Raw genomic sequence first — 8,128 nt, forward strand, 5'->3', positions numbered from 1 at the left:
CGATCCCGCACCCATGAACATCGTCGTCAACGAAGAACTCAAAGCCTATATCGACCCACTGACGCCGGAGGAATACGAAGCGCTGGAACGCAGCATCCTGGCCGAGGGCTGCCGCGACGCGCTGGTGCTGTGGGGCGACGTGCTGGTCGACGGACACAACCGCTACGGCATCTGCCAGAAGCACGGCCTGCCATTCCAGACCGTGCAGAACACGCGTTTCAAGACCATCGACGACGTGCATCTGTGGATGATCGACCAGCACCTGGGCCGGCGCAGCATCTCGGACTTCCTGCGCGGCGTGCTCGCCTTGCGCAAGAAAGACATCGTGGACCAGCAGCGCGCCCGCACGGCCTCTGCCGCCCCGGCATCGGCGAGCGATGCGCCCTTCGACGTCGATCCACCGGCAGACGCGAATGCCGAAGACGGCGCCGTGCCCCTGCCGCCGCCTGCCCCGCTGAACAGCCGCGAGGCCATTGCCAGGGCCGCACGCTTGAGCAGCAGCCAGGTCGTGATGATCGAGAAGATCCAGAAGCAGGCCGCACCTGAACTGGTGGCGGCCGTGAAGTCGGGCGTGATTTCCATCAACACCGCCGCGGCAGTAGCCACCTTGCCGGCCGACGAACAGGTGTCGGCCGCGAACGCCGGCAAGGACGAACTCAAGCAGGCGGCCAAGCGCGTGCGCGAGTCGAAGAAGAAGCCGCGCGAGGAACCAGCGGAGACCGCGGCCGGCGACGATCAGTCGTCGTCAGACGCCGACACGGTGCAACTGCTGAAGGAACGCGTCGCTCAGCTGACCGCCGAAAACGACGCCCTGCGCAAGCAGGTGGCCGAGCTGCAGGCGCGGCTCGGCCAGTAACTGCTCTAGCGCGCGGCCGGGTTACAGCTGGATTTCGGTGATCTTCGCGCCCGACAGCGAGACGCCGGCTTCCAGACCCACGTTGGTCATCACGAAGCCCACCACCGGCTGGCGCAGGGTATTGGTGTCGATGCTGCCGTTGGCGCCGATGGTTGCAACGGCCACGGTGGCGTCGGCGCCGGCGGTCCAGCCCTTGCTGTTGCGGAACTTGTCCAGCGCAGCCTGCGTGGTGAACACGTAGACCACCGCCTTCGACTGCGCACCGGCCTGGAAGCCCAGCGAACCCGAAGTGGTGCTGTAGTACGACTGCGTGCGCCCGTTCACGCGCAGCGCGCCGCGGCCGTACTCGGCGCCCACGCCCATGCTGGCCCCCACCACGGCGGGAAACACCAGCACCCCGCTCGAACGCGCGACCAGTTCGCGCGAGCCCTTCACGGAGTCATACAGCTTGGACATCGAGGCGTCGACCTGCGCGTCGACCGAAGCGCGCGACGACGGGCTGCTGGCCTGATCCTGCGGCTTCGTGGTGGTGCAGCCGACAAACGCGATGCTGCACAGGGCAACAGCGGACGAAACGGCAAGCGTGCGGAGATTCAGGTTGTTCATGGCGTCTTCCTTTGGAAAAAACATGGTTCGACTAACAAATCACTGCCTCCCTCGGCAGGTGCGCCCATGCTAAGTCCGCAAAACCGGGGCAAATCTGGCTTGGGGAATCGGCCTACGTGAAGACACGGCGTCGATGAACAGCCTGCTTGTCGACCCAAAACTTCCGCCGTAATGTTGTGTTTTTATTTGCAACAGGTGTTATATTTTTATCGTCACACATATTGATACAACCCTTTCCAGCGAGCCTGAGTTGCATCCAAACCGGCATATCCGCCCCACGCTGCAGCCCTCCTTCGAGGCGCATCGCAGTCACGCACACGAGCCATGACGACCGCCGCCAACCCCGCGATCAAAGGCCAACGCGCCTTGCTGAGCTTCAGCGTCGAGGGGTTGCCGCCCCGGGAAGAGCTGCTTCTCAAGTCCCTGGTCCGCCTGCTCGACCACCGCACGCACCAGCACTGGGCCTGGAAAGCCGGCCAGGCCGACCTCCGGGTGGTGGGCGGGCAAGCCTCCGCCGAAACCGACGATCCGGCAACGGCAGTGCCGGTACTCGCCATCGGCCAGCCTGATCCGCAGCGCGGCGGCCATTTCCTGGCGCTGCCGCTGCATGCCGACGAGCTGGAGAACACGCTCAACCGGCTCGGCGCGATGGTCGTGCATGCACGCGGCCTGGGGCTTGCGGCGCCCGACACCCACATCGCCGACGACGAAGAATTCCGCCTGCTGCGCTGGCCGCCCGCCGCCCTGCTGGAGACGCCCGCGCGCGTTCGCCTGGCCACCCTCATGACCGGCCGGCCGACTTCCCTGCTGCTGCTGCGGCAACGCTCGGGCCTCGCGCCGCAGGACTGCCTCGACTTCCTCGCCGACCTGCGGCGCGCCGAATTGCTCGAAAGCGCCCGCCAGCCTGCGCCCGTTGCCGCCGCCGCGCCGCCTATCGCGCTGTCCACGCCGTCCGCGCCCGATTCGGTACTGCCGCTCGACAGCCGTCCGCAGGCCCTGGCGCGCGACCCCGTGCAACCGGGCCTGCTGGCGCGCATCCGCAACCGACTCGGCCTGCTGGCGACAGGGCACAAATGACTGTCGAACACAAGATCCTCTTCACCGGCACCATGGGCGCCGGCAAGACCACCGCCATCGGCGCCGTGAGCGAGATACCACCGGTCAGCACCGACGTGCGCAACAGCGACACCTCCGTGGCCAAGGCCACCACCACGGTGGGCCTGGACTACGGCGAACTCACGCTCGACAACGGCGAGAAGCTGCGCCTGTACGGCACGCCCGGCCAGATGCGCTTCGATTTCATGTGGCGCATCCTGGCGCGCGGCGCGCTCGGCCTGGTGATCCTGGTGGACAACAGCCGCCCCGACCCGCTGGCCGACCTGGATGTCTATCTCGACGGCTTTTCCGAACTGATCGCCAGGACCGCCTGCGTGGTCGCCGTGGGCCGCATGGAGGCCCACCCCCAGCCCGACATCGATGCCTATGCGCAGCGAATGGAAGCCCGGGGCGTGCTGTGCCCGGTACTGCCCGCCAACGTCACCGATGCGCGGCAGGTGGTCGAGTTGCTGGAGCTGCTGCTGCTTCAGCTCGAAACCTGAGCCATCCCTCTTTCCTCATTCCTGAGCCGCCATGCAAATAACGCCAAGAATCAAGCTCGCCGCCGAATCCGCCATCGACACGCTGATGCGCGAGATCAAGGGCGTGAAAGCGGTGGTGATCTCGACCGAGGACGGCCTGGAGCTGGCCGCGCGCGTCGAGAACACCGCGCAAGTGGCCCGCCTCTCGGCCATTGCCAGTTCTCTGGCGGCGCTGGGCGCGGTCGCTGGCGAGGAAAGCAACCTCGGCGCCTGCGACAACGTGACCATCGAAGCAACCCACGGCCACATCCTGATGCTGCAGGCGCGCCACCCGGAGATCACGCTCATCGTGAGCGTCGTCACGGGCAAGGACGCGATCATCGGCCAGGTCCTCTACTTCGCGAAGCAGGCGACGCTGTCGCTGCAGCAGGCCTGAGGGCCCGCCCCGGCCGCATCGGTTCGACTCCGGCAGCCGCCCACCTCTTCGCCCGGGTGGCTGCCGACTTTCAGGGGCGAGGTACTAGGAAAGATTCCGATGGCAAATATCAAGCAATCCATGGACGACCTGATGACCTGCGACGGCGCGCTGTGCGCGGCACTGGTCGACTCCAGCAGCGGCATGATCCTGGGCCAGATCGGCTCGGGTGTCGACCTGGAGGTGGCGGCGGCGGGCAACACCGAAGTGGTCCGCGCCAAGCTGCGCACCATGCGCGACCTGGGCCTGAACGATGTCATCGAGGACATCCTCATCACCCTCGGCAGGCAGTACCACATCATCCGGCCGATGCAGAAGAAGGAAGGCCTGTTCGTCTACCTCGTGCTCGACAAGGCCAAGTCGAACCTCGCGCTGGCGCGCCGCAAGGCGCTGGACGTGGAGCAGAACCTGGCCGTCTGAGCGCGCGGCGCATGCGCCGAACAACGCAATGTTCGCGCAATGCTGATTCATAGCATCGCAGGTCTGGCACGGGCGGCTCGCTGCAGCCGCCCGACATACGGCACCCGACCCGACCCTGCGAACTCCGATGACATTCGATCCTGCAAGGCTGCCGCGCTATTCAGCCGCGGGCGGCTCCCTGAGCCATTCGAACACCGCCGTCCCGCGCGCGCGAACCTCATCCACGCCCGGGCCTGCGCCCTTCACGCGGCGCGTTGAACTTCTCGACGCACTGCGCGGCTTCGCGCTGCTCGGGGTGCTGCTGGTCGACGCGAGGTCGATCACCCTCTTCACGCTGCTCTTCGGCGTCGGCTTCACGATGCAGCTCGACGGCACGCGGCTCTGCATGCGGCGCATGCTGCCGGCAATCGGCCTTGCGCTCGCCTGTCTCTTCTGGTGGGGCGACATCAGCATGCGCACTGCCGCGTGGTCGCTTCCTCTTTTCCTGCTCGGTCCGCTGCTGATCGGCATGGCCGTCGGCCGCGCGAGGGTGCTGCAGGAGTCGGTGACGCACCGGCGCTTCTGGGTCCGGCTGTTGCGCGCGAGCTTTGGCGTCAGCGTGCTTGCGGGCACGCTGCTGGTGCTGCGGAACTACCACGGCACCGGCACGGCCGCCTCATGGCTGCACGACGGCGCGGGCTTCGTCCTGGCACGCCTGCTGCGGGAAATCGCGCCGCTGGCGCAGGGCCTTTTCTGCATGGCGGGCTTTGTGCTGCTGTTCCAGCAAGCCGCGTGGCGCCGATGGTTGCGCAAGCTGGCGCCGATGGGCCGCATGGCGCTGACCAACTTCCTCGCTCAGACACTGTTCGGCCTTGGCCTGCTCTACGGCATCGGGCTGGGCCCGGGGCCGCAGTTCGGACTCGCGGGCGTTGCGCTCGCCGCTCTCGCGATCTTCGGTCTGCAGACGCTGTTCAGTTGCTGGTGGCTGGGCCGCTTCCGCTTCGGTCCGGCCGAGTGGGTGTGGCAAAGCCTGGTCCAAGGCGAGCCACAACCGATGCGCCTGCCCGCGCTGCCGGCCTCTCAGGGCGGCGTGGCGTTGGTAATGCGGTCCGTTGCCGGCGGGACCAACGGACTGCCGGCCTTGATGTAGGCCTCGAGCGCGTCCACGTCCTGGTCACCGCCCAGCGTGTTCGTGCCCTGGTTGAACACGGTGAAGTTGTCGCCGCCCGTGGCCAGGAAGCTGTTCATCGTGACGCGGTAGCTGGTGGCGTCGACCATCGCGGTGCCGTTGAGCGCCATGTTGGTAATGCGCGAGCCCGCGGGCTGCGAGAGGTTGTAGGTGTAGGTGAAGCCGGCCGACGGCAGCAATACCTTCGGTGCTGCGGTCGTGTTGGCGCCGCTGTTGAACTGCTGCTCCAGCACCGCCCGAATCTGCGCGCCGGTCATCGTCTTGACCACGAGGCTGTTGCCGAAGGGCTGCACCGCAAAGATCTGCCCGTAGGTCACGCTGCTGTCGGAAGCGGGCGCGAGGTCGGCGCGCACGCCGCCCGGGTTCATGAAGGCGATCTGCGCGGCGCCCTTGTCAGCGGCCTTGGTCGCGGCCAGTTGAGCGTCGGCGATCAGGTTGCCCAGCACGCTCTCCTTCGATGCCGTCTGGGTGCGCGTGGCAGTGGTGGTGAGTTGGCCCACCACGCGCTGCACCAGCGGCCCCGCGATGGTGAGGTACTGGCTGATCAGCGCAGCCACTTGCTGGTTCTTGCCGAACACAGGGTACTGGTCGGTCACCGCATAGGTATTGGAGCCGCTGGTATAGGCCTCGCCCTGCACGATCACGTTGTCGGCCGCCTTGGCCGTGACCTTGCGCGTGCGGGTATCGATCGTCAGGTTGATGTCGGTGAGCAGCGTGCCGTACTGGCCGGCGCTGGTCAGCAGGAAGGGCTTGGCCGGATTGGTCTTGCTGTAGTCGCACACATAGGAACGGTGCGTGTGGCCCGAGATCACGACGTCGACGGCGGCATCGAGCTTGTTCAGGATCGGCAGGATGTCGCCGCTCAAGCCCGTGCAGCTCTTGTCGTTGTAGCCCACGGTGGTGGTGCCGCCTTCGTGGATCACCACCACCACGGCGTCGGCGCCCTGAGCCTTCAGTTGCGGGATGAGCGCATTGGCGGTGTCGGCCTCGTCCTTGAAGCTCAGGCCGGCGACACCGGCGGGCGTGACGATGTTGGGCGTGCCCTTCAGCGTCATGCCGATGAACGCCACCTTGACCGTGGCGCCATCTTTGGTGAAGGTCTTCATGCCGGTGGCGGGGAACAGCGTGTTGCCGTCGGTCTTCACCGTGTTGGCCGACAGGAAGCCGAAATTCGCACCCGGGAAGTCCTTGTTGACGCGGCAAGGCTCGAGTGCGGTGTTCTTCGCACAGCCGCCGTTCTTCATGCGCAGCAGTTCGGTCTGGCCCTTGTCGAACTCATGGTTGCCGACCGCGTTGAAGTCGATCTTCATGGCATTGACGGCCTCGATGGTCGACTCATCAAGGAAGAGCGCGGACACCAGCGGCGACGCACCGATCATGTCGCCGGCCGAGACCACCGCGTTGTTCGGGTTTTTCTCCTTGAGCGCGGCGATGGCCGAGGCCATGTAGGCCGCGCCGCCGGCCGGCACCGCCACAGTGCCGCCACCCTTGGCGGGCGCGGAGATCGTCAGCTTCGGCGGCTCGAGGTTGCCGTGCAGGTCATTGAAGGCAATGAGCTTGACATCCACCGTGCCTGGCACCGCGGGCGCAGGCGCCGGCGGGTTGGAAGCGGTGGGCGCCGGTAAAGGCAGGAGGCTGTTCGAATTGTTGCTGCCGCCGCAGGCGGTCAACGTGGCAAGTACGACGCTCGCCAGGGCGAGCTGTTTCAATGATGTTTGCATGGCACCTCTCCTCTGTTTTGAGTGCAGCGGATGCTGGTCAAGGCGCATGACGGCGCCGTGAATCCCTTCGGCCCCTGAAGGTTTCACGAAGATCAGGGCAGCTGGACCAAGCGGGCCGAGACGCCCGGGCCAAAGGCGGTTTGCAACAACGACAGGGCCTGTGCGCTGCGCGTGTCGGCGAGCGACTGCACCGCGAGCCGCGCCTCGGCAGGCCGCCGCTGCAGGTGCCAGCCTTCCTGCCCGAGACGGATGAGCTGCGCGAGCGCCGCCGGGTCGGCCACGACAAGCCCGGTGGGCGTGATGTCGAGCCAGTCGGTCACCTGGTCCGTCTCCCCGCCCAGACGCTCGGCCGCGCCTTGTGCCAACGCAAGTTGCGTGGCCGCGTCACGCACCGCGCCCTGCAGCACGATGCCGCCGCCATGCCAGCGGATTTCGAGCAACGGAACTGATGCGGCGTCGCTTGCGCTGGCAGTTTTTTCAGTTGCGGGGTTCCATGCGACGAGCACGACCGACACGACAGCCAGCAGGCAGGCGGCCAGCGCGGCGACTATATGCAGTGGCTTCATCGCAATTTCTCGACTTCAATCCGTTGGGGGAAACGGGCGTGAGCGTGCCACGCGACGCATGACGCCGATATGACCAATCGCCAACGGCCGGCAGACCTACAAGATTCGTTGTGGCGCGACGCCCCGTCATCGGCACAGGCGCTGTAAGCTGACAACTCCCGCCACCCAGCCCAAGGAATGCACCCCATGCCAGCGAACGCGAAAGTCACCGGAGATGTCGAGTACAGGGCCGGTGACGGCCCCCTCATCCTGATCCCCCAGGGACCGATCGAGGTCCAGTTGGCACCCGACAGCGCAGTGCTGAGCTGGGGCGACGGCGGAAGCGCGCAGACGACGGCGATCCCGATCGCCGAGTACCAGCGCTATCTGGACGAAGGCGTGATCGAGCCCGATTGAGCTGAGCGTGCGTATTGGCGGCGCCCTTGAGCGCTGCCTTTGAATTACCGGGAACCATTTCGTCGACGGGCGCGATCGACGGAACTTCAAAACGTCCCAAGCGACGCGCGCTTCATTTGCGCATCGCACATATTGATCCACTCGCCGGGCGGCGGATGAGCAATTCATCCGCTCGGGCACGATCGAGTTCGACTGCGAAACGCACTTGAACCAATCGGCCTCCGGCCGGAAGCCTGAACGAGGGTCGCTCGCGCCGACGCGCCCTCAACTCTCCCCACCGACAACTGCCCCGCCATCCGAGCTGCTCCGGAGGGCTTCGCGCGTCCGTCTTGATGACGTGATT

General features: G+C 66.3%; 10 protein-coding genes. 7 read left to right on the forward strand and 3 right to left on the reverse strand.

The features are described from left to right. The first annotated feature begins 13 nt into the window (after positions 1 to 13). Entirely contained in the window at positions 14 to 856 is an 843-nt protein-coding gene (locus ACQY8B_RS15790; RefSeq protein ID WP_422087575.1) for a plasmid replication/partition related protein, read from the forward strand. A gap of 21 nt (positions 857 to 877) precedes the next feature. Here the strand turns inward: ACQY8B_RS15790 and ACQY8B_RS15795 are convergent, their stop codons facing one another. Next, positions 878 to 1,462, reverse strand: coding sequence for a BPSL1445 family SYLF domain-containing lipoprotein (locus ACQY8B_RS15795; protein WP_422087576.1), 585 nt, complete (start codon positions 1,460 to 1,462; stop codon positions 878 to 880). A 324-nt stretch (positions 1,463 to 1,786) separates the two neighbouring features. Here ACQY8B_RS15795 and ACQY8B_RS15800 point away from each other — a divergent pair, with 324 nt between their 5' ends. From ACQY8B_RS15800 to ACQY8B_RS15820, 5 genes are all read left to right on the forward strand, one after another. Then, positions 1,787 to 2,539: a hypothetical protein gene (locus ACQY8B_RS15800; RefSeq protein ID WP_422087577.1), complete on the forward strand. Its 753-nt coding sequence runs from the start codon at positions 1,787 to 1,789 to the stop codon at positions 2,537 to 2,539. Continuing rightward, positions 2,536 to 3,060 (forward strand): GTP-binding protein, encoded by a 525-nt coding sequence (locus ACQY8B_RS15805; protein ID WP_422087578.1) that lies wholly within the window; start codon positions 2,536 to 2,538, stop codon positions 3,058 to 3,060. The genes ACQY8B_RS15800 and ACQY8B_RS15805 overlap by 4 nt, the downstream gene beginning before the upstream one ends. Positions 3,061 to 3,091: 31 nt before the next feature. After that, entirely contained in the window at positions 3,092 to 3,475 is a 384-nt protein-coding gene (locus ACQY8B_RS15810; protein ID WP_422087579.1) for a roadblock/LC7 domain-containing protein, read from the forward strand. A 99-nt stretch (positions 3,476 to 3,574) separates the two neighbouring features. Further along, a complete protein-coding gene (locus ACQY8B_RS15815) occupies positions 3,575 to 3,934 on the forward strand; it encodes a hypothetical protein (protein WP_422087580.1) in 360 nt (119 codons plus the stop codon). Positions 3,935 to 4,061: 127 nt separating this feature from the next. Continuing rightward, positions 4,062 to 5,063 carry a DUF418 domain-containing protein gene (locus tag ACQY8B_RS15820; RefSeq protein WP_422087581.1) on the forward strand — a complete coding sequence of 334 codons (1,002 nt, stop codon included), beginning with the start codon at positions 4,062 to 4,064 and terminating at the stop codon, positions 5,061 to 5,063. On the opposite strand, the gene ACQY8B_RS15825 is transcribed toward ACQY8B_RS15820, so the two are convergent. Both ACQY8B_RS15825 and ACQY8B_RS15830 read right to left on the reverse strand, forming a co-directional pair. Then, positions 4,994 to 6,823 (reverse strand): bifunctional metallophosphatase/5'-nucleotidase, encoded by a 1,830-nt coding sequence (locus tag ACQY8B_RS15825; protein ID WP_422087582.1) that lies wholly within the window; start codon positions 6,821 to 6,823, stop codon positions 4,994 to 4,996. The genes ACQY8B_RS15820 and ACQY8B_RS15825 overlap by 70 nt on opposite strands. Positions 6,824 to 6,915: 92 nt before the next feature. Then, on the reverse strand, positions 6,916 to 7,389 hold the full coding sequence (locus tag ACQY8B_RS15830; protein ID WP_422087583.1) for a hypothetical protein: 474 nt from the start codon (positions 7,387 to 7,389) through the stop codon (positions 6,916 to 6,918). A gap of 186 nt (positions 7,390 to 7,575) precedes the next feature. On the opposite strand from ACQY8B_RS15830, the gene ACQY8B_RS15835 reads away from it, so the two are divergent. Then, the gene (locus ACQY8B_RS15835) at positions 7,576 to 7,785 is read left to right on the forward strand and encodes a hypothetical protein (RefSeq protein WP_422087584.1); all 210 of its coding nucleotides are present in this window, start codon (positions 7,576 to 7,578) and stop codon (positions 7,783 to 7,785) included. The last annotated feature ends 343 nt before the right edge of the window (positions 7,786 to 8,128 follow it).

Source organism: Variovorax sp., from assembly GCF_965279555.1.
In the GTDB taxonomy this organism is placed as follows: domain Bacteria; phylum Pseudomonadota; class Gammaproteobacteria; order Burkholderiales; family Burkholderiaceae_C; genus Variovorax.